28 protein-coding genes are annotated in these 26,031 nt (G+C 61.2%); 16 read left to right on the forward strand and 12 right to left on the reverse strand.

Features of this window, described 5'->3' with window-relative positions; all coding sequences use genetic code 11:
• The first annotated feature begins 774 nt into the window (after nucleotides 1-774).
• Nucleotides 775-2,226, forward strand: a complete 1,452-nt coding sequence (locus tag NKF25_RS07095; RefSeq protein WP_253226007.1) for a Na+/H+ antiporter NhaC family protein — start codon at nucleotides 775-777, stop codon at nucleotides 2,224-2,226.
• A gap of 20 nt (nucleotides 2,227-2,246) precedes the next feature.
• Here NKF25_RS07095 and NKF25_RS07100 read toward each other — a convergent pair whose 3' ends face one another.
• Nucleotides 2,247-2,999 carry a DUF2064 domain-containing protein gene (locus NKF25_RS07100; protein ID WP_253226393.1) on the reverse strand — a complete coding sequence of 251 codons (753 nt, stop codon included), beginning with the start codon at nucleotides 2,997-2,999 and terminating at the stop codon, nucleotides 2,247-2,249.
• Between the two features lie 68 nt (nucleotides 3,000-3,067).
• Here NKF25_RS07100 and NKF25_RS07105 point away from each other — a divergent pair, with 68 nt between their 5' ends.
• Complete coding sequence (locus NKF25_RS07105; protein ID WP_253226008.1) at nucleotides 3,068-3,268, forward strand: hypothetical protein; 201 nt, start codon at nucleotides 3,068-3,070, stop codon at nucleotides 3,266-3,268.
• Nucleotides 3,269-3,303: 35 nt separating this feature from the next.
• Here NKF25_RS07105 and NKF25_RS07110 read toward each other — a convergent pair whose 3' ends face one another.
• The 4 genes from NKF25_RS07110 to aroC form a co-directional block, all read right to left on the reverse strand.
• Complete coding sequence (locus NKF25_RS07110; RefSeq protein ID WP_253226009.1) at nucleotides 3,304-3,933, reverse strand: uracil-DNA glycosylase; 630 nt, start codon at nucleotides 3,931-3,933, stop codon at nucleotides 3,304-3,306.
• Between the two features lie 31 nt (nucleotides 3,934-3,964).
• The gene (locus NKF25_RS07115) at nucleotides 3,965-4,873 is read right to left on the reverse strand and encodes a hypothetical protein (protein WP_253226010.1); all 909 of its coding nucleotides are present in this window, start codon (nucleotides 4,871-4,873) and stop codon (nucleotides 3,965-3,967) included.
• Nucleotides 4,874-5,293: 420 nt separating this feature from the next.
• On the reverse strand, nucleotides 5,294-5,638 hold the full coding sequence (locus NKF25_RS07120; RefSeq protein ID WP_253226011.1) for a HalOD1 output domain-containing protein: 345 nt from the start codon (nucleotides 5,636-5,638) through the stop codon (nucleotides 5,294-5,296).
• A gap of 56 nt (nucleotides 5,639-5,694) precedes the next feature.
• On the reverse strand, nucleotides 5,695-6,840 hold the full coding sequence (aroC, locus tag NKF25_RS07125; protein ID WP_253226012.1) for a chorismate synthase: 1,146 nt from the start codon (nucleotides 6,838-6,840) through the stop codon (nucleotides 5,695-5,697).
• A gap of 103 nt (nucleotides 6,841-6,943) precedes the next feature.
• Here aroC and NKF25_RS07130 point away from each other — a divergent pair, with 103 nt between their 5' ends.
• Nucleotides 6,944-7,459, forward strand: coding sequence for a hypothetical protein (locus NKF25_RS07130; RefSeq protein WP_253226013.1), 516 nt, complete (start codon nucleotides 6,944-6,946; stop codon nucleotides 7,457-7,459).
• On the opposite strand, the gene aroA is transcribed toward NKF25_RS07130, so the two are convergent.
• Nucleotides 7,460-8,749, reverse strand: a complete 1,290-nt coding sequence (gene aroA / locus NKF25_RS07135) for a 3-phosphoshikimate 1-carboxyvinyltransferase (protein ID WP_253226014.1) — start codon at nucleotides 8,747-8,749, stop codon at nucleotides 7,460-7,462. It abuts the gene before it with no gap.
• A gap of 93 nt (nucleotides 8,750-8,842) precedes the next feature.
• Complete coding sequence (locus NKF25_RS07140) at nucleotides 8,843-9,295, reverse strand: universal stress protein (RefSeq protein ID WP_253226015.1); 453 nt, start codon at nucleotides 9,293-9,295, stop codon at nucleotides 8,843-8,845.
• Between the two features lie 149 nt (nucleotides 9,296-9,444).
• Here NKF25_RS07140 and NKF25_RS07145 point away from each other — a divergent pair, with 149 nt between their 5' ends.
• The 6 genes from NKF25_RS07145 to NKF25_RS07170 all read left to right on the forward strand — a co-directional run bounded on the left by NKF25_RS07145 (nucleotide 9,445) and on the right by NKF25_RS07170 (nucleotide 15,095).
• Nucleotides 9,445-9,900 carry an ABC transporter ATP-binding protein gene (locus NKF25_RS07145; RefSeq protein WP_253226016.1) on the forward strand — a complete coding sequence of 152 codons (456 nt, stop codon included), beginning with the start codon at nucleotides 9,445-9,447 and terminating at the stop codon, nucleotides 9,898-9,900.
• Between the two features lie 113 nt (nucleotides 9,901-10,013).
• Complete coding sequence (locus tag NKF25_RS07150) at nucleotides 10,014-11,192, forward strand: Xaa-Pro peptidase family protein (protein ID WP_253226394.1); 1,179 nt, start codon at nucleotides 10,014-10,016, stop codon at nucleotides 11,190-11,192.
• A gap of 263 nt (nucleotides 11,193-11,455) precedes the next feature.
• The gene (locus NKF25_RS07155; RefSeq protein WP_253226017.1) at nucleotides 11,456-11,905 is read left to right on the forward strand and encodes an ester cyclase; all 450 of its coding nucleotides are present in this window, start codon (nucleotides 11,456-11,458) and stop codon (nucleotides 11,903-11,905) included.
• A 164-nt stretch (nucleotides 11,906-12,069) separates the two neighbouring features.
• A complete protein-coding gene (locus tag NKF25_RS07160; protein ID WP_253226018.1) occupies nucleotides 12,070-12,522 on the forward strand; it encodes an ester cyclase in 453 nt (150 codons plus the stop codon).
• A gap of 54 nt (nucleotides 12,523-12,576) precedes the next feature.
• Complete coding sequence (locus tag NKF25_RS07165; protein ID WP_253226019.1) at nucleotides 12,577-13,350, forward strand: prephenate dehydrogenase/arogenate dehydrogenase family protein; 774 nt, start codon at nucleotides 12,577-12,579, stop codon at nucleotides 13,348-13,350.
• Nucleotides 13,347-15,095 (forward strand): class I SAM-dependent methyltransferase, encoded by a 1,749-nt coding sequence (locus tag NKF25_RS07170; protein WP_253226020.1) that lies wholly within the window; start codon nucleotides 13,347-13,349, stop codon nucleotides 15,093-15,095. Before NKF25_RS07165 ends, NKF25_RS07170 begins: the two co-directional genes overlap by 4 nt.
• Here NKF25_RS07170 and NKF25_RS07175 read toward each other — a convergent pair.
• The gene (locus tag NKF25_RS07175) at nucleotides 15,092-15,304 is read right to left on the reverse strand and encodes a hypothetical protein (RefSeq protein ID WP_066145796.1); all 213 of its coding nucleotides are present in this window, start codon (nucleotides 15,302-15,304) and stop codon (nucleotides 15,092-15,094) included. The genes NKF25_RS07170 and NKF25_RS07175 overlap by 4 nt on opposite strands.
• 289 nt (nucleotides 15,305-15,593) lie before the next feature.
• Between NKF25_RS07175 and surE the strand changes: the two genes are divergently transcribed.
• From surE to NKF25_RS24180, 5 genes are all read left to right on the forward strand, one after another.
• Nucleotides 15,594-16,370, forward strand: coding sequence for a 5'/3'-nucleotidase SurE (surE, locus tag NKF25_RS07180; RefSeq protein WP_253226021.1), 777 nt, complete (start codon nucleotides 15,594-15,596; stop codon nucleotides 16,368-16,370).
• Nucleotides 16,371-16,429: 59 nt separating this feature from the next.
• Complete coding sequence (locus NKF25_RS07185; protein ID WP_253226022.1) at nucleotides 16,430-18,769, forward strand: bacterio-opsin activator domain-containing protein; 2,340 nt, start codon at nucleotides 16,430-16,432, stop codon at nucleotides 18,767-18,769.
• A gap of 98 nt (nucleotides 18,770-18,867) precedes the next feature.
• Nucleotides 18,868-19,125 (forward strand): HalOD1 output domain-containing protein, encoded by a 258-nt coding sequence (locus NKF25_RS07190; RefSeq protein ID WP_253226023.1) that lies wholly within the window; start codon nucleotides 18,868-18,870, stop codon nucleotides 19,123-19,125.
• A 10-nt stretch (nucleotides 19,126-19,135) separates the two neighbouring features.
• Nucleotides 19,136-19,318, forward strand: coding sequence for a hypothetical protein (locus NKF25_RS07195; RefSeq protein WP_253226024.1), 183 nt, complete (start codon nucleotides 19,136-19,138; stop codon nucleotides 19,316-19,318).
• Between the two features lie 6 nt (nucleotides 19,319-19,324).
• Complete coding sequence (locus NKF25_RS24180; protein WP_256486704.1) at nucleotides 19,325-19,459, forward strand: hypothetical protein; 135 nt, start codon at nucleotides 19,325-19,327, stop codon at nucleotides 19,457-19,459.
• A gap of 98 nt (nucleotides 19,460-19,557) precedes the next feature.
• On the opposite strand, the gene NKF25_RS07200 is transcribed toward NKF25_RS24180, so the two are convergent.
• Nucleotides 19,558-20,088 (reverse strand): GrpB family protein, encoded by a 531-nt coding sequence (locus tag NKF25_RS07200; RefSeq protein WP_253226025.1) that lies wholly within the window; start codon nucleotides 20,086-20,088, stop codon nucleotides 19,558-19,560.
• A gap of 104 nt (nucleotides 20,089-20,192) precedes the next feature.
• Here NKF25_RS07200 and NKF25_RS07205 point away from each other — a divergent pair, with 104 nt between their 5' ends.
• On the forward strand, nucleotides 20,193-20,456 hold the full coding sequence (locus NKF25_RS07205; RefSeq protein ID WP_253226026.1) for a hypothetical protein: 264 nt from the start codon (nucleotides 20,193-20,195) through the stop codon (nucleotides 20,454-20,456).
• Nucleotides 20,457-20,486: 30 nt separating this feature from the next.
• Here the strand turns inward: NKF25_RS07205 and NKF25_RS07210 are convergent, their stop codons facing one another.
• The 3 genes from NKF25_RS07210 to NKF25_RS07220 all read right to left on the reverse strand — a co-directional run bounded on the left by NKF25_RS07210 (nucleotide 20,487) and on the right by NKF25_RS07220 (nucleotide 23,560).
• Entirely contained in the window at nucleotides 20,487-20,762 is a 276-nt protein-coding gene (locus NKF25_RS07210) for a hypothetical protein (protein ID WP_253226027.1), read from the reverse strand.
• A gap of 71 nt (nucleotides 20,763-20,833) precedes the next feature.
• Nucleotides 20,834-21,610: a nucleoside phosphorylase gene (locus NKF25_RS07215; protein WP_253226028.1), complete on the reverse strand. Its 777-nt coding sequence runs from the start codon at nucleotides 21,608-21,610 to the stop codon at nucleotides 20,834-20,836.
• A 120-nt stretch (nucleotides 21,611-21,730) separates the two neighbouring features.
• On the reverse strand, nucleotides 21,731-23,560 hold the full coding sequence (locus NKF25_RS07220; protein WP_253226029.1) for an acetyl-CoA carboxylase biotin carboxylase subunit: 1,830 nt from the start codon (nucleotides 23,558-23,560) through the stop codon (nucleotides 21,731-21,733).
• A 389-nt stretch (nucleotides 23,561-23,949) separates the two neighbouring features.
• Here NKF25_RS07220 and NKF25_RS07225 point away from each other — a divergent pair, with 389 nt between their 5' ends.
• Nucleotides 23,950-24,822 carry a class I SAM-dependent methyltransferase gene (locus tag NKF25_RS07225; RefSeq protein WP_253226030.1) on the forward strand — a complete coding sequence of 291 codons (873 nt, stop codon included), beginning with the start codon at nucleotides 23,950-23,952 and terminating at the stop codon, nucleotides 24,820-24,822.
• Nucleotides 24,823-26,031: the final 1,209 nt, after the last annotated feature.

Raw genomic sequence — 26,031 nt, forward strand, 5'->3', positions numbered from 1 at the left:
CCGTGGGGTGTATCTCCATGTGTGAGGTGGAGAAAGTTGAAGGTATCGTTCTCATTCCCGAACCAACCTGACGACAGCACGATGATCGGCAGCTAATCGAAGACAAAAACGACCGGAAACAACCCGTCAGATGGATTATTCGGGTGGGATGATCGACTTCCATCCGCTCCCCATCCCCGTACAGGCCCCCGGTTGGTTATTGGGTTTCCCGGTGGAATTATTGTCCGCGAACGAGAATTTCGAGTATGTCCTCCAAGAAAGCAGTCGGCGTCGCACCACTCGTTACTGGACTTCTACTTGCAAGCCAGTCATTCGATCAATCAGTCCTGAGTCATCCGTCTCTGTCGTCAGTAACCGGGATGATAGGGAGCCTCGCTGCTATCTTCGTCGGTATCGGTATTCTGTCCGGTAGGTGGGGCTTCGATGTCGAAACGGATTCGTCCAGTCAAACGGTTTCTACCGTTCTCGTTGTGATTGCTTTGGTGGCCTTTATTCTCGGTTTCGCACTGACTGTGGTCTGATTTTCTTCCCGAGAGATCGTATCAGCTACCCATTTACGGAATCTCCCGTAGAATCCAACTGACCTGTTTTCGATCCGGGCACGATAGGCCGCTCTACTATCCCACCACGGTTCGCTCTACTCGGCACCCCTTCTACGTACAGCCTGTCTCGGCTCACGGACGTGTCCGACACGACGAATTGCGAGACTGAAATATTATCCCAAGACATCATACCATAAGCGTTTAATTCCCCAGGTGCATTTCCCGGAGTACGATGCCATCATTGGATTTCGAGCCGATGACGTACGAGGAGTTGCCGGAGGAGCGGCGACCCACGTTCAAACAGGCGCTTTTACCCGTCCTTGCGACCATCGTCTTTCTCGCGGTCGGGTCGGCGTGGCTTGGGATGGACCCGCACATGCCGTTGCTCTGGGCCATCACGTTCACCGGCCTCGTCGGGTACTACGTCTTCGGCTACTCCTGGGAGGAACTGTACGATGGACTCGCCAACAGCCTGATGATGGGCTTGCAGGCGATTCTCATCCTGTTCTCGATTTACGCACTGATCGCCACGTGGATCAGTTCCGGCACGATTCCGGGGCTGATGTACTACGGACTGCAACTGCTCTCCCCGTCCGTCTTCCTGCCCATAACGGCGATACTGTCGGGACTCGTCGCCTTCTCCATCGGGTCGTCGTGGACGACGGTGGGGACCCTCGGCGTGGCGTTCATCGGTATCGGGTCGGGACTCGGGATTCCCGCGCCGATGACCGCCGGAGCGATTCTCTCCGGCGCGTACGCGGGTGACAAGCAGTCGCCGCTCTCGGACACGACGAACCTGGCGGCGGCGGTGACGAACACCAAACTGTACGACCACATCAACCGGATGCGAACCGGGACGCTGCTGGCGTTCGGCCTGTCGGTCGTCCTCTTCGCGTTCTTCGGTCTCCAAGCGAGCGGTGGCACCGAAGGCGGCAAGGCCGCCGCCATCCAGCACGCGCTCTTGGGAACGTACTCCATCTCGCCGCTGGTGTTCATCCCGTTGGTCGTCACCTTCGGACTCGCGCTCTACGGCTATCCCGCCCTCCCGTCCCTCATCGCGGGCATCTTCTCCGGCGCTGGGACGGCCATCCTCGTGCAGGGGATGTCGTTCACCGCCGCGTGGAACGTCGCTCTGAGCGGAACCGCCCCCAAAACGGGGATGAAACTGGTGAACGGTCTGCTCGCCAACAGCGGCATCAGCGGCTCCGCGTGGACCATCGCGGTCGTCGTGCTCGCGCTCGCGCTCGGCGGACTGCTGGAGAAGACCGGCGTCCTCGCCACCCTCGCGTACTACCTCTCCCGGGGGCTCAACAGCACCGGCCTGCTGGTCGCCGGAACCGGAATCTCGGCCACGCTGACGAACCTGCTCACGGCCCAGCAGTACATGAGCATCGTCGTCCCCGGCATGACGCTCCGGAATGTCTACGACGAACACGGGCTAGACAGCAGCGAACTCTCGCGGGCCGTCGAGGCCGCTGGGACGCCAACGGGTGCGCTCATCCCGTGGCACGCCGGAGCCATCTACATGGCAGCAGCGCTTGGCGTGCCCACGCTCGACTACATGTGGTTCTACTTCTTCGGCATCCTCTCGCCGATCATCCTGTTCGTGATGGCGGCCACTGGCTGGCGGATCGGATCGGAAGATTCGAGCGAAAAATCGAGTGCCGTCGCGTCGGCCGACTAACGAACCTTCTCCTGCTCCCGCTACCGAACTACCGTCCGTTTTCCGTCCCTCTCCTCGACGTGAACGCCGAGTTCGTGGAGATACGACGCCGTGTTCACCGGAACGATTCGCTCGGCGGCGATGCGCGAATTGAGAAGCGGAATCAACGAACACAAATCCGCCCCTGTCTCAACGCTCGTCATCGCTGGCAGGTAGTCCACGTCGTGACCGGCATCGACGGCGCGCTGGGTTGCCGTTTCGAGCTCAGGCGGCGTGTACACGTCCGCGAAGTCGATGGTGTCCGTCGCGCCGAGATAGTAGAGTCGCCCGTCCGCGGCGGGACCGAGGACGACCTCGCTCCGCCGGAGTTTCATCGCCGCGCTGTCGATTTCCTTTCGCGTGAGCATCGGTGCAGTTCCATCGACGATAGCGACCGAAGCCACCCCTTCCGCTTCGAGCAAGTGCGTCGCCGTGTTTCCGGCACGTCCGGAGAGCGTCTCCCCGACCTGTACCTCGAAACGCACGTCGTCCGTCCCTTCCAGCGCCTCGTCTGCGAGCGCGCGTAGCTCCTCCTCGGAACTTTCGTCGCCCGCATATTCGTCCGGTATCGCCTCGTCGGGACGGTAGTTGACGAGCAGTTCGCCGCCGCTGTTCGCCACCGCGACGAAGGTGTCCTTCAACATGGCGGCGTACAGTTCGGCCGCCTCGCTCGCGGAGAGCGGCGACGTTTCGGCGAGTTCCGGGAGGACGAACCCTTCGCGTGGCGGGTCGGCCAACACGGCGATGGTGGTCATACCCGCCCGTCGGTTCGGGAGCGCCTTGAAAGGCACCATTTTATGCCTCCACCGACCCGATTTCGACCATGGACTGGACGAAACCCCTCGGTCTGCTCGGTGTCGTTGTTCTCGCGCTGCTCGTCATCGGCGCGCTCGTCTCCCTCGTCATCAACACGCTTTCGGGCGCTGCAGCAATCGTGACGGTCGCGCTGCTCGTCGTCCTCATCGCCGGGGTCGCACACGTCGGCGGGCGGTCAAAGCGCTGGCGGCAGAACCCGTACTGGTAACCGATTCGGTCCGTTTCTTGTCTCCCCTCTCTCGATTATCGACCTTGTCGTCCCTTCGTCTGGCGATAATCCGTGTCCATCAACTCGTGGAAGTGCTGAACGAACGCTTCGGTCTGTTCTTCGGTCTGGTTTTCCGGCCGAATCATCGGGACGAGTTCGAACCCGCGTCCGCGAATCGTCGTCGCGTGGTCCGCCACGATGTCGATGTCGGCCGCCGGTTTCGTCGTGTATTCGGTCGCGATTTCCGCGAGCGCGCCCTCCCCGATGGGGACGAGGATTTCCGGGTTAATCATCCGTATTTCGGCGTTCAGATACGGCTCGCAGGTCATGATTTCGCCATCCGTCGGTCCGCGCTCGGGATGATGACAGCGGGTCAGGTAGGTGAGAAACGCGTTCTCGATCTCCGGTTCCTCGGCGTCCGGCGGGGATTCGTTCAATCCGAGTCGTCCGAGAATCTCCTGTAGTCGCTCCCCCGCCGCGTCGCCGGTGAAGGGAACGCCGGTTTCGTCCGCGCGGTCGCTGGGCATCTCGCCGACGAACAGGAAATGGGCGTCCACGTCGCCGTAGCCGTGGACGACCTGTTCGCGTGATTCACACAGATCGCAGTTCGTGCAGGCTTCATCCATCCCAAACGGGTTCGAGCGTTCCTCCTGCTTCGCGTTCATACCCCCGATTGTGCCGCGAGCCTAAAAGGGCCTACTCCTCGACGAGCGCGAGAAACGACTCCGCCCATCGTGCACCGTCCCGAACCGAGACGCGATGGTTTCGCTCGTCGTAGTCGATGAGGCCTGCGGAGTCGAGTTTCGGGAGGTGAAGCTGATACAGCGTCGAGTAGTACTTGCGGTGTTGGTTGTGCGTCGATCCGCCGCCCGGTCCGAGGCGTGCGAGTGCGGTCGCCAATTCGCTGATGTCGACCGCATCCTCGGTGTCGAGGAGGTATCGAAGCGCGTCACGTCGGCGTCTCGAACTGAGTGCCTCGAACAGGGTATCGAGCGGCGGCCCGTCCCTGGGCGCAGGCCGTGGAAGAGCCCCGTCGTTCGTGTCGTCCAGTTCGACCGTCTCGTCCACGAGCGCCCGAAACGGTGCGACCGCCGAGATATCGGACGGCTCCGAGCAGTAAAAGTAGCCGACTGCGTCGGCATCCGTGAGAAGGTTCGAAACGGCGTGGAAGAACGGAATCATCTCGTGGATCGAAACGTGTTCGGTCGGGGTGGTGAGCGAGTCGAAGACGAGTACCGTCTCGCCATCCGACGCCGCCAGTGCGGATGCAATTGCCTCCCGAACCCCGTCGAGGTCGTTCGGCCGGTCGACAGTTTCGACGACTCCCGCGGATCGTTCGTCGGGCGGGGTATCCGCCATCGAGTCGTCAGCCGTCGAGCGCATCGTTCGCCCGACTTCGATGATCCGAACGAACTCCGGAACCGTTCCGGTACGTCGTCGCCACGTTCGCAGGAACGAATCGGCGGATCGGTCGTACGTCACCGCGACCAACGCGTCCGTCTCGTCGTGGAGGGGTGAGTAACCGTTCGTCCGTTCGCAGTCAGCGGCGGATGTATCGACGAGGACGCTACTTCCGGTCTCGAAATCGTGATCTGTGCCGGTCATGGACGATATGTTCGACGATTGTTCGACTCGTCCGATACCCGCTGGAGGTGGGATACAGTGTGGTATTTCTTTGTCATATGTCAACATATGGGGCGGCAGATGTTTTTCGACCGTCCATAACGCCGAACACAGCGTTGTGGACGGCGATTCTCTCCGTCCGCAAATTCGGGTGGCACCGGTGATTCCATGGGTGTTTACGGGGACATTGCTACAACAATGTTACCCATGTTACCGTAGCACCAATGCTATCCGTACACGCCATACGCATCAATTCGTAATAAAGTTGTCCGTGAATAAATCTATGTGGGTCGATCGTAAATGGATCGATCGATGATTATGATTATTGTCTTCGCGCGCGAGCGGACGACGTTCCTCTAATCGTCGCTTCCGATACTGTGTTCGTGGAATGGGACGCCGGTATCAGTGTCTCACCGTGTTTGGGTTTTCACGAACGAAGACGTGTCCGTTCGAATGAGCGAACACGGTGAGTCCGTCGAAGGGTAACACGATGTGACCGTCTGCTCGTTCCTTCCCTTGGTAGGTATCGGCAAAGAGTGCGTCGAGCGCATCCGGATCGACTACCTCTATCAACGGGATTCGGGTGGTGGTCGGGTCCACGTTTCGAATCGCTGCAACCGATTCGATGACGACTTCGCTGAGCACTCTGGATGTGGTATCATAACAGATGTGGTATCCACGAGGATTCGATGTGACGAGTGTCGGCCCTCGTTCTCCGTTGTCACCGCCCGCATTCGTTCTGTTCATCTACGATACGATGATATTCTCTCCCTCAAACGTTATAAAATTACGTCCCGGGACGACTACTCGGAGCGACTGGGATGATAGTCGGTATCGTACTCGCCGGGTTGTGCGTCCAGTCGGTCGGGGTTGATTCGGCCACCGAGGAGCATGAAGTCCACGAGCGTCAGCGCGAGCATGGCTTCAACGACGGGCACGCCGCGCGGCGGAAGGACGGGGTCGTGTCGGCCGATGACTTGTACTTCCTTCTCCTCTCCCGTCTCCCAGTCGACCGTGGTCTGGGTCTTCGGAATGGACGTCGGTGCGTGAAGCGTGACCTCGCCGTAAATCGGTTCGCCGGACGTGATGCCGCCCTGAATCCCGCCGTGACGATTCTCCACGGGCTTCGGATCCTCGTTCTCGTCGAACTCCCATTCGTCGTTTCTGTCGTGGCCTGCCCATTCGCGTGACTCCCGCCCGAGTCCGAACTCGAAGGCGGTGGACGCGGGAACGGACATCATGGCCTGTCCGAGCCGTGCTTCGACGGAGTCGAAGCGCGGTGCACCCAATCCACGCGGGACGCCACGAGCCTCGAAGTAGATCGACCCGCCGATGGAGTCTCCCTGTTCCTGATAATCGTCGATCAACTCGCGCATCTCCTCGGCGGCGTCGGGGTCGGCACAGCGAACCTCGTTTTCCTCGCTGTGTTCGAGCATCTCCTCGAACGTCACGTCGTCGGCCCGAACATCACCAATCTGGTTGACGTGGGCTTTCAGTTCGACGCCGACCGACGAGAGGATTTTCTTGGCGACCGCTCCGGCCGCGACCCAGTTTACCGTCTCGCGCGCGGACGACCGACCGCCGCCGCCCCAGTTTCGCGTGCCGAACTTCGCGGAGTAGGTAAAATCGCCGTGACTCGGGCGCGGCGCGGTGATGAAGGGTTCGTACTTCCCGGACTGGGCGTCCTTGTTCTGGATGACCATACCGATGGGCGTTCCGGTGGTGTAGCCGTCCTGAACCCCGCTGTTGATCGTTACTGCGTCGGGTTCGTTTCGACTGGTGGTTATCATCGACTGGCCGGGTTTGCGCCGGTCCAGGTCAGCCTGTACGTCCTCCGTCGAGAGTTCGAGACCGGCGGGACAACCGCTGATCGTGACTCCCATCGCCTCGCCGTGGCTCTCACCGTACGTCGTCACCTGAAAGAGGCGTCCGAATCGGTTTCCGTTCATAACCGTGTCTGTGTGACCGGGGCATTTAGAGGTTACAGACCGCGGAACGTTTCGCCACGGCGGCCGAAAGAAAATTTATACCCGGAACCCCAACACGGAGGCGATGAATCGGCGTCGCTTCCTCGCTTTGACGGGGTTCGCTGGCAGTCTCGCAGGCTGCATTGGCCGCCTCCCGTTCGATGACGAGGACGCCTCGAAACCGGTGAGCCTGCGCGTTCGTAACTACTTCGAAGAACGGCGGGTCGTCACGGTGACGATAAAAGGAAAACGGGGGAAGAAACGATACAAATCCGATTTCTATCTCTTTCCTGGCTGGGTCGCAAACCGGCGAAACATCCTCGAAGCGGGCACGTACAAAGTGAACGTCCAACTCGACAACGGAATGTGGCGCACCGCGGAGTGGACGATGGAGGGCTGTGACACGAACGTCATTCTGGTCGATGCCGGTCAGGACGGTGTCGGCATCACCTCGACGTGTCAGAAGCAGACGACCACCGAGACGGAGACGTCTTCCGGAAACGAGACGACATCCGGGAACGAACCGGTCACCGAGACGGAGATGCCCGTCGGAAACGAGACCACTGAAACGGGAACGTCCGAATCGGGGACGACCTTCTGATTACCGCTGCACGTCGCCGCCGAGGTCGTAGAGCACCTCGAAGAAGTCGGGAAACGACACGTCGACGTGTTCGGCGTCCGCGATCATCGTCGTCCCGTCGGCCGCGAGACCGGCGACGGCGAGCGCCATCACGATCCGATGGTCCGCGTGGCCGTCCACGACGGACCCGACGAGGTCGGACTCGCCGCCGTACACGGTGAGTGCGTCGTCCTCTTCCTCGACTTTCGCTCCCATGTTCGAGAGTTCCTTCGCCATCACGGTTACGCGGTCGGTCTCCTTGTAGCGGACGTGCTCGCAGTTCTCGATGCGCGTCTCACCGTCCGCGGCGGCACCGAGCGCCGCGATGGTCGGGAGCAGGTCGGGCGTGTCCCCGACGTCCACCGTCGTCCCCGAGAGCGACGACTGTTTGACCGTGAGTACGCCGTCGTTCCGGTTCCACTCGACGTCCCCGCCCATGTCCTTCAGCACGTCCACGATGTACGTGTCGCCCTGTGCGCTCGGATACGCGCCCTCGATTTGGACGCTCTCGCCGCCCTCGGCGGCAATCGCACCCGCGGCGAGCAGGTAGGAGATGGACGAGAAGTCGCCGGGGACGTGATACTCCCCGTCGCTCGGTTCGTAGAACTGCCCGCCATCGACCGAGTAGCCGTCGTCTTGCTCCTCCACGGTGACGCCGAAGTCGGAAAGCAGTTCCAGCGTGATGTCCACGTACGGTGCCGACTTGAGTTCGGTCTCCAGTTCGATTTCCACCCCGTCCTCGGTCAGCGCGCCCGCCATCAGCAACGAGGAGACGTACTGGGATGACACGTCGCCCGGAATCGAGACCGCCCCGCCCGACACCGGACCCTTGATGACGAGCGGTGCCTTCCCGTTGTCGCGGCTACTTTCGGCCCTGCCGCCGAGTTGCTCGATCGCCGAGAGCATCGGTCCCTGCGGCCGCGAGCGGAGCGAGGCGTCGCCCGTCAACACGGTGATGCCATCGACCAGTGCCGCGGTTCCGGAGACGAGTCGCGTGGTCGTTCCGCTGTTCGCACAGTCGAGCACGTCCGCTGGCGTCCCGGGTTCGCCGCCGAAGCCGTCGATTTCGATCGCTTCGCCGGTATCCGTCACGTCGCCGCCGAAGGCTTCGACGGCGCGCATGGTCGCCTTCGTGTCCGCACTGATCAGCGGGTCGAACACCAGCGCGCCGCCGGAACAGCCAGCCGCGAGTATTGCTCTATGCGTGTAACTCTTCGACGGCGGTGCGCGCGCCGTCCCCGAAAGGTCCGAATGGGAAATTTCGACATCCATGTGCGGGTCGTCTACCCGAACGGGTATCAGAATACCGCTCCGGAAAATATTTTCCTGAACCTATCGAAAGGCTGCTATTTGGTGACGGTACCGCTACCTGACGATGGTTACCGGAACCGTCGCCCGTCCCGCCACGTTCTTCGCGACGCTGCCGAACAGCGTTTCGAACCGCTTGGACGCGCCGCGGTGGCCGACGAAGATGGCGTCGTAACCGTTGTCGTCGGCGTACTCCGTGATCTCCTGTACCGGTTCGCCGTACAGTAATCCGGTATCGAGGTCCGTCCCTTCGCGCTTGGCGGCCGCCGCCGCATCGTCCAGTAGTTCCTGTCCGTGCGTTTCGGCGTCCTCGACGTTCGACAGGATGAGATCGCGGTTCGCCTCCGCGAAACTCGTCGGCGGTACGTCGTCCGCCGCGACGATCTCCTCGGGAACGACGACGTGAACCGCCGTCACCGATTGTCCCGTGCTCCGCGCGAGGTCGAGTGCGTACCGGAGCGCATCCATGCTCGCCCCCGACCCGTCGATTGCGACCAGATATCCCCCCATGGTGACTGGTAGTTCGTCGTGTAGGAAGATGTGAATTCCGGTGATACGATTTCGGAAACCGAATTTCTAGCGAGCCAATTTTACGGAATCGTAATAATTGTTTAAGTGCCATCAGAAAGCTTATGTAATCAGGGGGCCGGATTTCGAACATGAAACGCTCGAAATGGGTAAACTATGGGTTGTTTTTCCTCGGTGTATTCCTCATCGTCGGGGGTGCCGTGGCCAGTATCGGAGCGTTCGACCACCAGTTCGCGCTCGATTCCTCGGCGAAGAGCCAGCCCAATTCGGGTCAGCACGTCTTTCATTACAAGAATTTGAACGAGGATCAAAAACACGTGGTCGACGGTGCAATCGGTGGGAAACAGTACACGCTGGACACTGCCACTTCGATTCCGGGTCACGGGCAATCGCTTACCGGCGAGAAGGTGACCGTAGTCAAAGGGGACACGTACTACACCTTCAGCCACGAGACGTACTTCGCCGCGACGAAGCCTCCGGGACTGGCGGTGATTGCGTTAGTTCTCAGTGGAATCGTGGCAATCATCGAGGGAGTACGCCGACAGCACTTTCGGCACCGCCGACTTCCGTGGCAGGTCGGCGGATAGGCTCCCATCATTTTCTATCGTAACGCCGTCTCACAGCCGATTTCCGGGCGATGTTGCCGGAAAGGCGTTCGCTCTCCGACACCGTTTTGGTGGTTCCTTCTGTGACGAAGGACATGGAACAGGACCTCTCGGCACTGGATTCCGTGCTCGATACGATGGACGTCGATGGCTTCCTCATCGACGCCGACTCGACGGATTCCGACCAACTGTATCTCTCGGGTTTCGACGCGCCGGACCCGTTCACGACGCTGTACGCGGACGGCGTTCACCTCCTCGTCTCCAGTCTGGAGTACGGGCGGGCCAAAAAGGAGAGCAACGCGGAAAGCGTTTCCCGAATGTCCGACTACGACTACTTCTCGAAGGTCGCGGAGTACGGTTCCGAGGAGGCGGAATACCGCGTTCTCGCCGAATTTCTCGCCAACGAGGGCGTCGAATCGGTCGCGGTACCCAGTCGGTTCCCGGTCGGCATCGCGGATGGCCTGCGTGAACACGGCGTGACGGTGACGCCCGACGAGACCGCGGTCGTCGAGGGAATCCGTTCGACGAAGACCGACGACGAGGTCGAACATATCCGCGTCGCACAGAAGGCCAACGAGGCGTCCATGCACGCCGCCGAGGACCTGATCGCCGCGGCGACGGTCGAGGACGGCGTGCTCCACTACGAGGGCGAACCGCTGACCAGCGAGCGCGTGAAGGAGGAGATAGAGGTCACGCTGCTGCGCCACGGGGCCGCGCTGGACGAGACCATCGTGGCGTGTGGCTCCGCGGCCGCCGACCCGCACAACCGTGGGAGCGGACCGCTCGCCGTCGACGAGGCCATCATCATCGACATCTTCCCGAAGGACAAGTCCTCGAAGTATCACGCCGACATGACCCGGACGTTCGTCAAGGGCGAGCCCTCGGCGGAGATTCGGGAGTACTACGAACTCACCCACGAGGCGTTCGACGCCGCCTTCGACGCACTCGAACCCGGCGCGACGGGCGAGGAGGTTCACGCGGCCGTGTGCGACGTGTACGAGGACGCGGGCTACGACACGCTCCGAAGCAACCCGAACGCCGAGACGGGATTCATCCACAGCACGGGTCACGGCGTCGGCCTCGACGTGCACGAACTCCCGAAGGTCAGCCCCAGCGGCGGCGAACTGAAACCCGGCCACATCGTCACCATCGAACCAGGACTCTACGACCCGGCGGTCGGCGGCGTCCGCATCGAGGATATCGCCGTCGTCACCGAGGACGGCTACGAGAACCTGACCGACTACCCCATCGAACTCGTCGTGGACGACGAGTAGGTCGCCCGTCCGTTTTTCTTTCGCCCGATTCCGAGGTACCAGCGGATTTCTCCCGGTCGAACGGCCAATACTCGTGCTCCGAAAAGCGGAATCGTGGCCGACGAATTTCGCTCACCCAGAGAAACGGTACCGCGGAGCGAGTCGAAACCCGCGCTGTCCATCGACCCATCCCACGTTACAACCCGTCCACCCTTCGTTTCCCGCTGAACGATGGCGCGCTTTATTCTCCTGCTTGATCTACTCAAACTGCGGAGGGAACCACCATGAGCATCGGAACAACAGACAACGAGACGGTCGTCCGCCGCGACATCGAGGAGGTATGGAGCAGCGACGGCGACTTGAACGCCATCGACGACACCGTGACGGACGACTTCGTTTATCACACGTCGATGATGGAGATAAACGGTCCGGCGGAGTACCGCGAGATGGCCGAGGAGACCCGAAAGATGTTTTCGGACTTCGATATGGACATCGAGGACGTCATCTCGTCGGACGACGAGGTGGTCGTTCGGTACACGATGCGGGGGACCAACACCGGCGAGATGATGGGGAAGGAACCGACCAACGAACGCGTCGAGATGACGGGCATCATCATCGACCGACTGGAGGACGGGAAGATACGCGAACGCTACGAGAACGCCGACGAACTCGGCATGCTCGTCCAACTCGGCGTGATCGAACTGCCGCCCGAGATGCGGGAGTTCGAGGAGTAATCGGGACGGCGGAACCGACCCCGACCTGTTTTTTGGCTCACGAAACGAGGTTCCCGCTGTCGGACCACGCGACGTTTCCCGCCGTTCAACGGCCGAATTCGGGCGAACGATGTGTTCGGCTTATCCTCGCTCCCACCGTCCGGGGGGCGTGGAGGGGAGATGACATGAGTATCAAAACGGCGGACAACGAAGCGCTCGTCCGGCGGGAGATTCAGCACGTGTGGGACAGCGAAGGCGACCTCGACATGATTCCCGACCTCGTGACCGACGACTTCGTTTTTCACAATCCGATGCTCGACGAACCGGCACGCGGCCCCGCCGAGTATCGAGCGGTGGTGGAGCGATTCCACGACGCCTTCTCGGGGATGAAACACCACGTGGAGGAGATGCACGCGGTGAGCGATGTCGTGGTGACACGGTACAGGACGCGGGCGACGAACGACGGCGAACTGATGGGCGTCGAACCGACGGGGAAGGAGGTAGACGTCACCGGTATCGTCGTGGACCACCTGCGGGACGGCAAACTGGCGGAACGCTACGTCAACGACGACGCGCTGGGACTGCTCGAACAACTCGGTATCGTCGACCTCCCGCGACAACCGGACCGCTCGGACTGAACCGAACCCGAGCAAACGAACCCCTTTTGGGCGAACCGTTCCAATCCGAAGCCAATGAACGTACTCGTCGTCGGGGCGGGCGCGATGGGTCGCTGGTTCGCAGAGTCGATACCGGCCGACCTCGCGTTCGCCGACGCGAAGCCGAGGGTGGCGGAGGACGCCGCGAGGGCAGTCGGTGGGCGAGCGGTCGCGTTGGACACCGACGAAACCTTCGACGCCGTCTGTCTCGCCGTACCGATACCCGCAGTCGCGGAAGCGATCGTTGACCACGCGCCGAAGGCCGAACGGGCCATCATCGACGTGACGGGCGTCATGGCCACCCCGCTCGACGCGATGGACGAACACGCACCCACGTTGGAACGGGTGAGCCTCCACCCGCTCTTCGGTGCCGACACCGCGCCGGGGAACGTCGCGGTCGTGACCGACGAATCCGGGTCGGTCACCGACACCCTCCTGGCGGCCATCGACTCCCGCGGAAACACGCTGGTCGAGACGACGGCGGCGGAACACGACGACGCGATGACGACGGTGCAGGCGGGGACGCACGCGGCCATCCTCGCGTTCGCGCTGTCGGCGAATTCGGTGCCCGAAGGTCTTCGGACCCCCGTCTACGACGAGTTGTCCGCACTGGCGGACCACGTCACCGACGGGGAATCGCGCGTCTACGCCGACATTCAGGCCAGCTTCGATGGCGCGACGGACGTGGCGAACGCCGCCGAGCGACTGGCCGACGCCGACCCGGCCGAGTTCGAGCGCCTGTATCGGGAAGCGGCGAAGCTCCGTGACGGGCAGACGGATCAGGGGAGCGAGACGGAGGCCGACGAATGAACCCGGACCAGCGCGAGCAGGTGCTTTCGAATGCCAAGTACCTCCAAGACGTGCGACCCGTGGACCCGGAGGAAATCGCGGAGTACGTCGAAGGCACGCCCCATCCGGCGGTCGTTCGGCAGGTGCTCCGCGAGGAGTTGGGGGAACTCGGGTTCGTGGAGCGCGAGGACGGTACCTTCGAACCCGCATCGGACGACCCGGTTCGTCCCGACTTTCGTGGCGTCGAATCGTTCCCCGAGGCGTACGGTAGAAAGCTGGAAGACCTGTTGGTCGCGGAGTTCGGCGCGGGTTGGCCGGACGGTGCGTCGGGCGACGAACTCCGACGAACCATCCAACGGCTCAAAGAGGACTACTTCGCGCAAAATCCGGTCGAGTACGACTATCGCGTGGCGCTCGGCTACGCCATCTACCACCTGCCGGACTACTACGCCGTGGTGCAGTACGTCCTCTCGGAACTCGCGGGACGGGGCTTGCTCCCCGGCAAACTGCGCGTGCTGGACGTCGGCGCTGGCGTCGGCGGTCCGGCGCTCGGCCTGCACGATTTCCTCCCGTCCGAGACGTTCGTGGAGTACCACGCCGTCGAACCGAGCGAGGCCGCGGACGTCCTCTCGGCGATGCTGGAAGAGACCGGAGCGAACTTCCACCCGACGGTACACCGCGAGACGGCGGAGGATTTCGAACCCCCAGAAGGAAACTTCGACCTCGTCCTGTTCGGCAACGTGCTGAGCGAACTCGACGACCCGGAAGCTGTCGTCCGGAAGTATCTGGATTTCCTCGCGCCGGACGGGGCGATGGTCGCCATCGCTCCGGCGGACAAGAACGCCAGTATCGGCCTCCGAGAAGTCGAGCGGAGCGTTTCCGACCGAACGACGGTGTTCTCGCCGACGCTGCGCCTGTGGCCCGGCGAGGAACCGAGCGACGACTGCTGGTCGTTCGACGTAAAACCCGAGTTGGCGGTGCCGCCGTTCCAACGACGGCTGGACGGCGGAAGCAGCGGAAGTGGGACGGAGGACGAATCGGCGAACACGGCGGATACGGCGAGTACGACGGACGGAACGACCACGACGGCCACGACGGACGCCTCGAACCGGGACGGCATCGACGCCAGCGAGTACGAGTTCGACGTGGACTCGGACGACGACACGGATTCGGGCGCTGCCGACACGGATTCGGACGGCATCGATGCGAGCGGGTACGACTTGGACGGGAGCGAGATCGACGGCGACGGGTCGAAAAGCGGACCCGACGCTACCGAGGGCGGACTCGATGCGAGTGCGTCCGAATCGGCAGAGACACGGGAAACCGAGTCGGACTCGTCGCCGAAGGTAGTGACGGCCGACGAACTCGACAGCGATGGCGAGTTCGTCAACGTGGACGTGCAGTACTCACACGTCATCCTGCGAACCGACGACACCCGCCGTCGGGAGTTCACGTCGAACCGGTCGGTGTCCGCGAAGATGGCCGAAATGGACCGACACGTCACCGAGCGGGTGAACCTCGTGGCGGTAAAGCTCAGCCACTCGCTGTCGGAGGAGGGGGAAAATCCGGTGTTCAAAGTGAGCGACGGAAGCGAGTCGGTCGGGAACTTCGCCGTGGTAACGAGGGAGACGTCGCTCAATCGAACGCTTCGTGAAGCGGCCTACGGTAGCCTTCTGGCCTTCGAGGACGTGCTAGTGCTCTGGAACGATGACGAAAAATCGTACAACCTCGTCGTGGACGAGCGGACGGTCGTGGACCGCCGCTAGTTCGCTTCCACGCACTCCCGTACGAAGTTGTAGTACGAGCCGAACTTACCCTCGTCGTTCGGCGACAGCGGTATCCCGTTTTCTGCTAGCAGTTCCACCGTCTTCCGTGGCTCGCACTCGAACCAGATCGACAGCACGTCAACGTTGTGTTGTGCGTATTCGTAGTTGAGTTCGAGTGTGTGAGCGTCTGTGACATTTCCCTCCGCCATGTCCACTTGGATACTGTGAGTGTCAGAGCATAAATCCATGTGGTTCGTTAACTATCAATACTGTATTATAATATCCCATGAATACGCCACCACTAACGAAATACTACGGTAGAGAGAATGGCACCCCGAGCGTCGTGGGGTGTTCCCGTGGGAATACGTTCATTTATCACCTTTCAAATATCAAAGTCCCCTCGACACAGTCGCTTCCCTGATGATTCCGTCCGGATCGGTGGCGGTCTCACTGCGGCCGAGCGGAGTACTTTTGCGTTCCCGTTCCTACCACCACTTTATGGGCGATTCGCTGGAGATTCTTCTGACGAACGACGACGGCATCGACAGTCCCGGTATCCGAGCGTTGTACGAGAGCCTGCAGGAGGTCGGAAACGTGACCACCGTCGCACCCGCGACGGACCAGAGCGCGGTCGGGCGGGCGATGTCCTACGAGGTCGAAGTCGAGGAGCACGAAATCGGCTACGCGATCACGGGGACTCCGACCGACTGCGTGGTCGCCGGATTGACCGAAATCGGACCGTACCCCGACCTCGTCGTCTCGGGGTGCAACAACGGGGCGAACCTCGGGGCCTACGTCCTCGGGCGTTCCGGCACCGTTAGCGCCGCAGTCGAGGCCGCCTTCTTCGACGTGCCGTCCATCGCCGTCTCGCTTCACGTTCCCAATCACCTCTGGCCCTACGATACGAGCATCGAGGAGTACGACGTGGCGGCCGACGCCGCGACCTATCTGGCCGAACACGCACTCGAATCCGGCGTGTTCGAAGGGGCGGAGTACCTGAACGTCAACGCACCCATGCCGAACGGCGAGTCGGTCCCGATGGAAGTCACGCGGCCGTCGCACGTCTACGACATGGACACGACCAACGAGGCGGGCGTGATTACGCTCCACGACCGGACGTGGGAGCAGATGGGCGACGAGACGCTCCCCGACGCCGAAGGAACCGACCGCCATGCGGTGTTCGAGGGGAAAGTCAGCGTCTCTCCACTGACCGCACCGCACACGACGCATCGACACGAATCGCTAGACGAGTTGGTGACGGAGTACCGTTTCTAGCGCCACCGTTTTACCCGCAGAAGCCTAATTTGGCATGATGAGCGGGGGGTGAGAATACCGTGAGTCGTACCGATATCGATCAACTCGCACTCGACGTACTCCCGGTGAACGTCGCGGTTCTCGACGGGGATGGCACGATCATCGCCACGAACGAGGCGTGGGAGGAGTTCGGCCGAGGAAACGGTCTCACGGACACGACGCTCGGCGTCAACTATCTCGACGTGTGTGACGTGGCCGACGACCGGACTGCAGACGAGGTAGCGGCAGGTATTCGTGCCATCCTGGCGGGTGATCGGTCCGAGTTCAGCCTCGAATACCCGTGCCATTCGCCCGACGAACGCCGGTGGTTCGTGATGCGCGCCGTCGACGTGACCGAGGGCGAGGATACGTACGTCGTGGTCGCTCACATGAACGTGACCGAGCGCCACGAACGGGAGTCGGAAGTCGAACGCTACGAGATGATCGTCCGCAACGTTCCCGTGATCTTCTTCGTCATCGATACCGACGGGACGTTCCAACTCGCGGAGGGACGCGGGGTGGAGACCGCAGGATTGGACTCCGAGGAACTCATCGGCCAATCGATCGACGACCGATACGAGGACCACCCCGACATCCTCGAAAACTGCCGTCGTGCGCTCTCGGGCGAGTTGGTGTGTGCGACCAGCGAAATGGAGGGGACGATCTACGACATCGTGTATCAACCCGTGTTCGACGCGGCGGGGGCGGTCGAACGCGTTATCGGCGTTGCGACGGACGTAACCCGACGGAAACGACACGAGGACGCCCTCGCCGCACTCTCGGACGTCACACGGGAACTGTTGGATTCGGAAACGTCGGACGAAGTGTGTACCGTCGCTGTCGAGGCGGCCGAGCAGTCGTTACACCTCCCGAAGACGACCATCGCGCTGTACGACGACTCCACGGGCGCGCTCCTCCCGGAGGCGGAGACGAGCGATGGCGGCCCGCTGCCGGACGAGGTACTGGACGGGGACGGCATCGCGTGGACCTCGTTTACCGAGAACGAGGCCCGTTTCGACGGCGAATTGGTTTCGCTGCCGCTCGGGACATACGGGGTATTAATCACGTCGATCACCGGCGACGCGGCGCTCGACATCGCCGAACTCTGTGCCGCCGCCGTCGAGTCGGCCCTCGGGCGGGCAAAGCGTCAGCGTCGACTGGAGGAACAGGAGACGACGCTCCGCCGACAGAACGCGGCGCTCGAACGACTCAACGAACTGAACGAAGGGATTCGGCGCATCGACCGGGCGCTCGTGGAAGCGAGAACGCGAGAGGAAATCGAGGTCGCCGTCTGTAGCCGCCTGACCAGTGGCGGACCGTATCGATTCGCCTGGATCGGGGTGGATGATCCGGCGACGGCAACCGTCGTTCCGCACGAATCGGCGGGCGTCGAACGGGGGTACCTCGACGCGATTACCATCAACACGAGCGACGAGACCGCCGACCCCGCGGGGACCGCGCTCCGAACCGGGCGCGCACAGGTCGTTCAGGACGTCCTCCGTGGATCGCTCTCCGAACAGTGGCAGAGCGAGGCGCTGAAGCGGGGATACCGGTCGTCCTGTGCGCTCCCGCTCCGCTACGGCGACGCGGTGTACGGCGTGCTTTCGGTCTACTCCGACCAGCCACGGACGTTCGACGAACTGGAACGGGCCGTCCTCGAAGACGTGAGCCAAACGATCGCGTACGCGATCAACGCCGTCGAGACGAAAAAGGCGTTGACGAGCGGCGAGGTAGTCGAACTCGAATTCGAAATCGGCGACCCCGGGGTGTTCTTCGTGGAACTCGCGACGGAGTTGGATTGCCGCGTCGAATTCACGGGTATCGTCTCGACGTCGGACGGCACGGTGACGACGTTCTTTACCGTCCGCGACGTTCCGGCCGACGACGTGTCGACCGTCGCGGCCCAGTCGCTGGAAGTGATCGACATAGAACAGGTGAGCGCCCGAAACGGCGCGTCGCTGTTCGCCGCGACGTTGACGGATTCGAGTTTCATCGGGACGCTCCTCGACCACGGTGCGGTTCCCGAGGCGTTCGTGGTCGGTCCCCTTCCCGGAACCATGGTCGTCAGGCTCCCGACGAACGCGGACGTTCGGACGTTCGTCGAGGTGATCAAAACGCGATTCCCCGACGTCACTCTTCGAAGTCGGCGACATCGCGAGAAGCCGGTCGTGTCCGACGACCTGAATACAACGCTCGCGGAGACGCTGACCGACCGCCAGCGGGAGGTGCTGGAGACGGCCTACTACAGCGGTTTCTTCGACTCGCCACGGAAGAGCACGGGGGAGGAGGTCGGTCGGTCGCTCGATATCTCACAGCCGACGTTCCAACACCATCTGCGAGCGGCCGAACGGAAACTGCTCCAGCGATTGTTACAATCGTAACCCGGCGGCGACCGTATCTAGATAGATAGCCTCCCGCGTAATACCTCACGTTCAATCTAGCTGGAAGTGCCTTTACATAGTACACCTTCCGAGCAACTATGGAAACGGAAGTAAAACGACAACCCTTGCGAGACGGCGACCGGCTGAGTCTCGACGTGCTTTCGGCGGTAATGGAGAAGGCAGGGTACGACGACGCGACCGAGTTCTCGACCTGTTTGTACGACGTGATCGATCCGGACGCGCTCGATTCGCTCTTTCATCGGCAGACGAAAGGAGGCCGTGTCGAGTTCGTGCTGGACGGCTATGAGGTCCGAGTCCACAGCAACGGGTTGGTGGAGGTAACCGAAGAGAACTGATGGACGAACTGTGATAGAACGAAACAAAGTGGTAGGCGACCAGCAAAACTGTGCGGTCTGTGGGGACGCCATCGATATCGAAGCGTGGCATCCGGTTCTCGCCGACACGGACTCGAACGGCACGCTTCGATTGTATCCGTTCTGTACGCCCGCCTGCCGAAACGAGTGGAATCGACACCGAAACGACCGATAACAGAGAATGAACGAAACACCCCCCAACGAGATAGAATACAGCGAATACGAGGACGAATACGGTACCGTAGCGATGTTCTACGACCCAGAGAATCACCAGGCGTGGATTCGTTCGAGCACGACGGTTTCCGTGCGACGGTAACGGCTTTTCTGCGGGTTGATTTCGTGCGTGGATATGAATATATAGTTCGTTGACCATTCTGCGGTATGGATCGTTCGACAGTCGGCGACGGCTGAGAATCAGTATTTTCCTACTTTTTCCGCACGTTCGAGCACGTGCCGAACGAACGGTTCCTTCTTCGCCGTGTACGTCGCCCTGTCGTCGCCGTGTTCGTCGGCCAACTCCCGCTTCAGTCGGTCGTACTCCGCCGCGACGGCGGGATGGTCCCGGAGATAGTCCCGGAACCCAACCGATTCTCGATAACAGTCGCTTCCCGCTTCGGTCAGCGAGAGATAGTGGGTGCGCTCCGTCCGCGGACCCTTTGCGAGAAAGGCGCGGTCGGGGACGCCGTCGTTCGGTCGATACTCGTAGCCGTGGCCCTCCAGCACGGAAACGAGTCGCGCGGCGTGAGACGCGTCCTCGACGACGGCGAGGATGTCGATGATTGGTTTTGCGACGATGCCCGGAATCGCGGTGCTGCCGACGTGTTCGAACGCGATAACGTCGCTCCCGGCAACAGAACGAAGCCGTTCGACTTCCGCCTCGTACTCCCGTCGCCACTCGTCCCTGTGCAGTTCGAGTTCGACGGTGCCGCGCTCCAGACCGACCATACGCCTTCCATAGGTAACTCGGAAATAAACGTTCGCACCGGATTCGATGCTCGCTCGTGCGTGACTCACGGAATATTTATCCCGGATCGTGACGAATTAGAATCATGAACCGCGCCCTCCTCCACTACGCGTCGTTGGGTCTCGTCGGTCTCTCGTTCGCCGCGCTCTCCGTTCCCGACCTTGCGGCAGGGGACTCCAGCATCAGCCTGTGGCTGCTTGCAATCAGCGGGGTCGGAATGCTGTTCGGAAGCTTCTACGAGGTGTTGACCGGCGGCCTCGCCGATTTCGAATCCGACCGCTTCACGCCGCTCATCGTCGTCAGCGCGATACTATCCGCCCTCGGGACGGGGCTGTCGCTCCTCGGATGAGTCGTCGTGCACGTCTCGTGTCGGCGAGAACTACGGCAGAAACCGTCGGAAACTCCAGAACACGCCGGATAACACGTTCTTCAGGTCCGCTCCGGGGGTGAGTCCCGCATCGGGATTCCTCGCCGATTCCCACCGGGTTTCGAGCGCGTTCCGCGAGCAGTGACGTAACTCGCCGGAGTGGACTCGCGTTCCATCAGCGTCGGTGAGTCGCAACAGCGCAACGTCGTCTCCCGCTCCGACGACGCGGTAGACGCCGCTCTCGTCGTCGTCGGTCGTCGGTCGGTAGTGGTCGCCAACGTCTATCATGATTCTACGCCGTCCACGGTTCGTCTTCGATTATGTACCGGGATGGTATGAACCAATCGCCGAGCATCGGCTCAGTTCGGACTCGCGGCGAGAACGTCCTTGGCCGTGTCCCCGAGATGTTGCATGTCCTCCCGCGTCAGATGGAACTTCGGCTCCCAGTCCGAGGGACCGAGGTAGTCGCTGACGACGAACATCGACGCCGCCTCCACTCCGCGGTGGGCGGCGATGGCGAACACTGCGGACGCTTCCATTTCGACGGTGAGGACGCCCTCATCGGCGTACTGTTGGACTTCTTCCTTGGTCTCCCGATACATCGCGTCGATGGTCCACGACGGCCCGACGTGGAACGCCTCTTCGCGCTCGCGGAGCACTCCGATGGTCTCGTCGGTGAGAGCGTCGCTCGCGTGGGCGTACTTTTCGGATTCGACGTAGTGGTGTGACGTCCCTTCGTCACGGATGGCCTTGTCGCAGACGATGAACTCACCCATCCCGATGGCCTCGTCCAGACAACCGGCGAATCCGACGGAGAGGAACTTCCCGACGCCGTCCGCGACGAGTTCGTCCATCAGCATCGCCGTAGCAGGAGCGCCGATTCCGAAGTTCCCGAGGACGCCGACTTCGAAGTCGGCGTCCTCGAAGGCGTAGAGGTCGCCATAGTAGTTGCCGACGTGCTGGCCGTCGTAGCTCTCGGTGAGGTAGTCCATCAGCGTGCGACTGTAACAGAGAACGACTGCCTTCGGCAGTCGTTCGAGCCCTGATTCGTCCTCCGCGTGTTTGTACTCGGAGTGCTCTGCGGGCGTGACCAATGGTTCGGCGTCCTGCTTTCCGGCGAGGTTTGGAAACGGCATCTCCTCGTGAAGAGACACGATTCCGTAATGTGTGTTGTGCAGATGTGTGATTCCACTCGACATAGATCGATAGCAACGGCTCGAACGACTCGAAAAATCCGAAAACCGGTTCGACCGTTTTCAGTCCACGACGACGAGCACGTCGCCCATATCGACGCTCTCGCCCTCGCTGACCGCAACCTGCGTGACGGTGCCGCCGCGGGAGGCGACCACGTCGTTTTCCATCTTCATGGCTTCGAGGACACAGACGACGTCACCGGACTCGATTTCGTCACCCTCTTCGACTTTCACGTCGAGGATGGTGCCCTGCATCTCGGCGGACACCGTCTCGCCCTCCGCATCGACGACGGTCTCGCCGCCGTCGCTGCTGCCGCCCGCTGGCTCGGGTTTCTGGCTGCCGCCGCCGCCGTTGTTCGCGGGGACCGCGGCGACGCCGCCGCGGTCTTCGAGGTTGACTTCGAAGCGCTTGCCGTTGACTTCGACGGTGAACTCGCGTTCGACGACCTCCTCGTCGTCGTCCGACGATTCGGTCGTTCCCCACTTCTCCTGTGCCTCCTCGATTTTCTCCGCGTCGAGGTCGTGGTCGAGGTACTTCGTGGTGTGGGTCCCGGCGACGAACTCCTCGTCGTCGAGCATCAAACGGTGGAACGGAATGATGGTCGGGATTCCCTCGATGTCGTATTCGGCGAGCGCGCGCTTGGAGCGAACGATACACTCCTCGCGGTCACCGCCGTGAACGATGAGCTTCGCGATCATGGAGTCGTAATCGGTGACGAGCTCGTCACCTTGTCGAAGCGCATCGTCGAGACGGACGCCGATGCCTCCCGGCGGGTCGTAGGTCGTTAGCTTCCCGCCGGTCGCGGGCGCGAAGTCCTTCGCGGCGTTCTCGGCGTTGATGCGGAACTCCATCGCGTGGCCTTCGAGTTCCACGTCGTCCTGTTCGAAGCCGAGCGGTTCGTCGGCGGCGACGCGGATCTGCCACTTCACGATATCGACGTCGGTCAACCACTCCGTAACGCAGTGTTCGACCTGAATCCGGGTGTTCACTTCGAGGAAGTAGAAGTCCGTGTCCATGCCGAGGAGTTCGCTGGGACCGCGCGTCTCGTCCTCCTCCACGAGGAACTCGAACGTACCGGCGTTGTAGTAGCCGGAAGCGGCCGCACCGTCGCGGGCCGACTCCGCGATTTTCTCCCGAAGCTCGTCCGAGAGCGCGGGCGACGGACCCTCTTCGATGACCTTCTGGTGACGGCGCTGCAGCGAGCAGTCGCGCTCGCCGAGGTGGCGCACGTTGCCGTGGTGGTCGGCGATGATCTGGACCTCGATGTGACGCGGGTTTTCGAGGTAGCGTTCGAGGTAGACGTTGGCGTTGTCGAAGTACGCCTCACCCTCGCGCTGGGCGGATTCGAGTTGGTCCTCGGCTTCCTCGGGACCGCGGACGACTTTCATCCCGCGGCCGCCACCGCCACCTTCCGCCTTGATGGCGACGGGGTAGCCGTACTCGTCGCCGAACTCCGTGACTTCCGACGGGTCCTCGACGGGGTCGGTGGTCCCGGGAACGATGGGCACCCCTGCCTCCTGCATCGTCTTGCGAGCCTTCGTCTTCTCGCCGAGTTGTTCCATCGACTCGCTCTTCGGGCCGATCCACGTCACGCCGTCCGTGGCTTCGACCAGCGCGGCGAAGTCGGCGTTCTCCGCGAGGAACCCGTAGCCCGGGTGAATCGCGTCCGCGCCCGCCTTCTCCGCGGCGTCGATGATGGCCTCTTGGTCGAGGTAGGACTCCGCGGCACGGGCCGGGCCGACGTTGTAGGCTTCGTCGGCGTAGCGGACGTGACCGGAGTTTCGGTCGGCATCGCTGTAGATGGCGACCGTGTCGATTCCGAGTTCCTCGCAGGCGCGCATCACGCGGACCGCGATTTCCCCGCGATTTGCGACCAGAACCTTATCGAACATTCTTGTGAGAACGTATTCGGGTGGGTAACCTCATTCTGTCGGTTCAGGGTCGCCCACGAGTGTCAACGGGAGCGTCACACAGGGGTTGACGGGTGGTAATTCCGTCCCACGACCCCTCGAAGCGGTAGCTTTTTCTCATCACACGCTGACATCTCGGGCGTGCAACGACCGACTCCACCCGCCGCTGGGCCGAATCACGGGCCAGCACCTGCTTTTCGCCGGGTGGAGTCCCGATTTCGCCGCTGACGCGGCCTCGGGGTGAAACCGGGCGATTCGATGACTCGTCTTCGACCAGCAACCACCCCACAGCGACAAATGTACACCAGCACCCGATCAGGCCGACGTATCGACAGCAACGCCAACCGACGATCAACCAGCGAGGACCGCCGATGAGCGACATGAACCCTCGAAACTACTACGACGAGTACGGCGAAAACGAGTGGGAGCGACTGGGACGCGACCCCGTCACCCGCATGGAGTTCGAGAATACAGTGGACTACCTCGACAAACACCTCCCCGAATCGGGCCGCGTTCTCGACGTCGGCGGCGCGGCGGGGCGCTACGCGGTTTGGCTCGCCGAGCGTGGTCGTCGGACCACGTCCGACTGCTCGTCAGAACCGATGGATTCTGGCGCTGATTACGACGTGACCCTCGTGGACGTGAGCGAGACGCAGGTCGAACTCGCCCGCGAAAACGCCGCCGAGCGCGGCCTCGAAGACGTGATTTCGGCGGAGAAAGGTGACGTCCGAGACTTGCGTTTCGAAGACGATGATTTCGACGCCGTCTGCTGTCTCGGCGGTCCCCTGAGCCACGTCGTGGATGATACCGAACGCGCACGCGCGATGGCCGAGCTCCGACGGGTCGCGGGTGACGACGCACCCGTCTTCGTCTCGGTCATCAGCAGGTTTGCGCCCATCCGCGACATCCTCAAGTTCAACCTCGACTGGTCGCACGGCCTCCTCGTTCCCATCGCCGAGGACGGCAAGTACACCGAAGAGCGCGTGGACGAGTATGCGAACGGCGAAGGCTGGGCGGAGTGTCACTTCTTCCGCGCCGACGAGTTCGAGGCGGAGTTGGAGGACGCCGGTTTCGAAGTCGAGCAACTGGTCGGTCTTGAGGGCGTTGCCAACCGCATGAAACCGGAGTTAGCGGAGGCGAGCGACGAGGCCGTCGAGGACGTTCGGCGACTCGTCAAGTTGCTCCGGGAGGACCGTGCGGTGGTCGATTTCTCGGAGCACATGCTGGCGGTGTGTCGAGTATAGTATCTGGAGGCGCTTCTCGTCCTGTGGTGCGTTTCGCCACTGCCGTTCAATTACGTGGGAGTGGACATGTCCCGATATCCCTCTCAATCTCTGAATCGTTCGTGGTGCATTAGTTAGTGCAACTCTCTTTGAAATCGGTGGTCGGTTCGATTGCTCCAAACGATTGGATACAAAGCAGTCTGATTTCTGGGACTTCGCCCCGTTTCGAGATGAATGATTGGTTCTATAACCGAAGTAGAACGTCCGACGGCAGCGAGGTCGATTCTTTGACTTTGTCCGGTTTTGGTGGTTTACTTCCTGTGGGCAGTATAAGCGGCAGTGGATAACTCCTACCCTTCAATAATATCTATAGGGAGGTTGTAGTGCGAATTGCGTCACTTCGCCGTCCTCGGGGAAGCGGATTTCATGGAATCCTTCCATCCACCGGTTCTCTAGCCGAATAAGAGCATATGAATCAACTTCTCGGCTATGTGATTGCGACCACTATCGTTTTCCTATTCATACTTGGCTTTGCGAGGCTGATGAATGACCTCCTCTCCACCGTTGGTGTTCTTAAGAATACGATTGGACGTGTTGCTGCCAATCTTCTCGGTGGTATGGTCGGATTTGCGTTCGGAATAACTGCCGTCAATCTTCTCTCAATCTCGATCCTCTAAACTCACGATCTCTCTTAGTGTATTGGAGGCATCTGTCTGTGTGACCACGTCTGTTTATAATGATTCGCAGGAGTCTTCATACATCCTAATGCAGCAGTTTCATGACTAGTTGAAATTCCGATAGCCGATTCAGAGTGTGTATCGGTCACCACTATAACTGATTGTTGTCGCCTCAATGACGCAAATAATAGAATGAAATAACAATCATGAGAAGTGTAATGATTCCTGCAAATATATAGAATAAAATCCCCCACCCAGACAATAATAGATGTGTCAAAGCAATACCAAGAATCATTGAACATATTACAATTAGAATATTTAATTGTTGGTTAAACGAGTCACTCATACTTCTTCATATGATGTTTATCATTTAAATCTAATGAAATAGCATGCTTGTTATGAGATACGCTCCCTGTATCTCGCACGACGTTTTTGACAGCCACTGGTGAGTAAAGAGAACCAGTGGCCGAATTCTCTCGCTAATCCCTATTAGTGCAATATGGAGCAGTGCGAAAAAGAGATATCGACCATTTCACCTTCATGTGCATGTGAA

It is taken from the genome of Haladaptatus sp. AB643, assembly GCF_024136975.1.
Taxonomy (GTDB): domain Archaea; phylum Halobacteriota; class Halobacteria; order Halobacteriales; family Haladaptataceae; genus Haladaptatus.

Excerpts from the sequence above, each read along its gene's own strand:
- NKF25_RS07145 (WP_253226016.1), top strand. The coding sequence starts at position 9,445 with ATGAAACGCTCGAAATGGGTAAACTATGGGTTGTTTTTCCTCGGTGTA.
- aroC (WP_253226012.1), bottom strand. The coding sequence starts at position 6,840 with ATGAACGGAAACCGATTCGGACGCCTCTTTCAGGTGACGACGTACGGT.
- NKF25_RS07215 (WP_253226028.1), bottom strand. The coding sequence starts at position 21,610 with ATGCCGTTTCCAAACCTCGCCGGAAAGCAGGACGCCGAACCATTGGTC.
- NKF25_RS07175 (WP_066145796.1), bottom strand. The coding sequence starts at position 15,304 with ATGGCGGAGGGAAATGTCACAGACGCTCACACACTCGAACTCAACTAC.
- NKF25_RS07150 (WP_253226394.1), top strand. The coding sequence starts at position 10,014 with ATGGAACAGGACCTCTCGGCACTGGATTCCGTGCTCGATACGATGGAC.
- NKF25_RS07110 (WP_253226009.1), bottom strand. The coding sequence starts at position 3,933 with ATGAACGCGAAGCAGGAGGAACGCTCGAACCCGTTTGGGATGGATGAA.
- NKF25_RS07190 (WP_253226023.1), top strand. The coding sequence starts at position 18,868 with ATGGAAACGGAAGTAAAACGACAACCCTTGCGAGACGGCGACCGGCTG.
- aroA (WP_253226014.1), bottom strand. The coding sequence starts at position 8,749 with ATGGATGTCGAAATTTCCCATTCGGACCTTTCGGGGACGGCGCGCGCA.
- NKF25_RS07160 (WP_253226018.1), top strand. The coding sequence starts at position 12,070 with ATGAGTATCAAAACGGCGGACAACGAAGCGCTCGTCCGGCGGGAGATT.
- NKF25_RS07140 (WP_253226015.1), bottom strand. The coding sequence starts at position 9,295 with ATGGGGGGATATCTGGTCGCAATCGACGGGTCGGGGGCGAGCATGGAT.
- NKF25_RS07205 (WP_253226026.1), top strand. The coding sequence starts at position 20,193 with ATGAACCGCGCCCTCCTCCACTACGCGTCGTTGGGTCTCGTCGGTCTC.
- NKF25_RS07165 (WP_253226019.1), top strand. The coding sequence starts at position 12,577 with ATGAACGTACTCGTCGTCGGGGCGGGCGCGATGGGTCGCTGGTTCGCA.
- surE (WP_253226021.1), top strand. The coding sequence starts at position 15,594 with ATGGGCGATTCGCTGGAGATTCTTCTGACGAACGACGACGGCATCGAC.
- NKF25_RS07105 (WP_253226008.1), top strand. The coding sequence starts at position 3,068 with ATGGACTGGACGAAACCCCTCGGTCTGCTCGGTGTCGTTGTTCTCGCG.
- NKF25_RS07170 (WP_253226020.1), top strand. The coding sequence starts at position 13,347 with ATGAACCCGGACCAGCGCGAGCAGGTGCTTTCGAATGCCAAGTACCTC.
- NKF25_RS07100 (WP_253226393.1), bottom strand. The coding sequence starts at position 2,999 with ATGACCACCATCGCCGTGTTGGCCGACCCGCCACGCGAAGGGTTCGTC.
- NKF25_RS07115 (WP_253226010.1), bottom strand. The coding sequence starts at position 4,873 with ATGACCGGCACAGATCACGATTTCGAGACCGGAAGTAGCGTCCTCGTC.
- NKF25_RS07130 (WP_253226013.1), top strand. The coding sequence starts at position 6,944 with ATGAATCGGCGTCGCTTCCTCGCTTTGACGGGGTTCGCTGGCAGTCTC.
- NKF25_RS24180 (WP_256486704.1), top strand. The coding sequence starts at position 19,325 with ATGAACGAAACACCCCCCAACGAGATAGAATACAGCGAATACGAGGAC.
- NKF25_RS07155 (WP_253226017.1), top strand. The coding sequence starts at position 11,456 with ATGAGCATCGGAACAACAGACAACGAGACGGTCGTCCGCCGCGACATC.
- NKF25_RS07095 (WP_253226007.1), top strand. The coding sequence starts at position 775 with ATGCCATCATTGGATTTCGAGCCGATGACGTACGAGGAGTTGCCGGAG.
- NKF25_RS07200 (WP_253226025.1), bottom strand. The coding sequence starts at position 20,088 with ATGGTCGGTCTGGAGCGCGGCACCGTCGAACTCGAACTGCACAGGGAC.
- NKF25_RS07210 (WP_253226027.1), bottom strand. The coding sequence starts at position 20,762 with ATGATAGACGTTGGCGACCACTACCGACCGACGACCGACGACGACGAG.
- NKF25_RS07120 (WP_253226011.1), bottom strand. The coding sequence starts at position 5,638 with ATGAACAGAACGAATGCGGGCGGTGACAACGGAGAACGAGGGCCGACA.
- NKF25_RS07225 (WP_253226030.1), top strand. The coding sequence starts at position 23,950 with ATGAGCGACATGAACCCTCGAAACTACTACGACGAGTACGGCGAAAAC.
- NKF25_RS07220 (WP_253226029.1), bottom strand. The coding sequence starts at position 23,560 with ATGTTCGATAAGGTTCTGGTCGCAAATCGCGGGGAAATCGCGGTCCGC.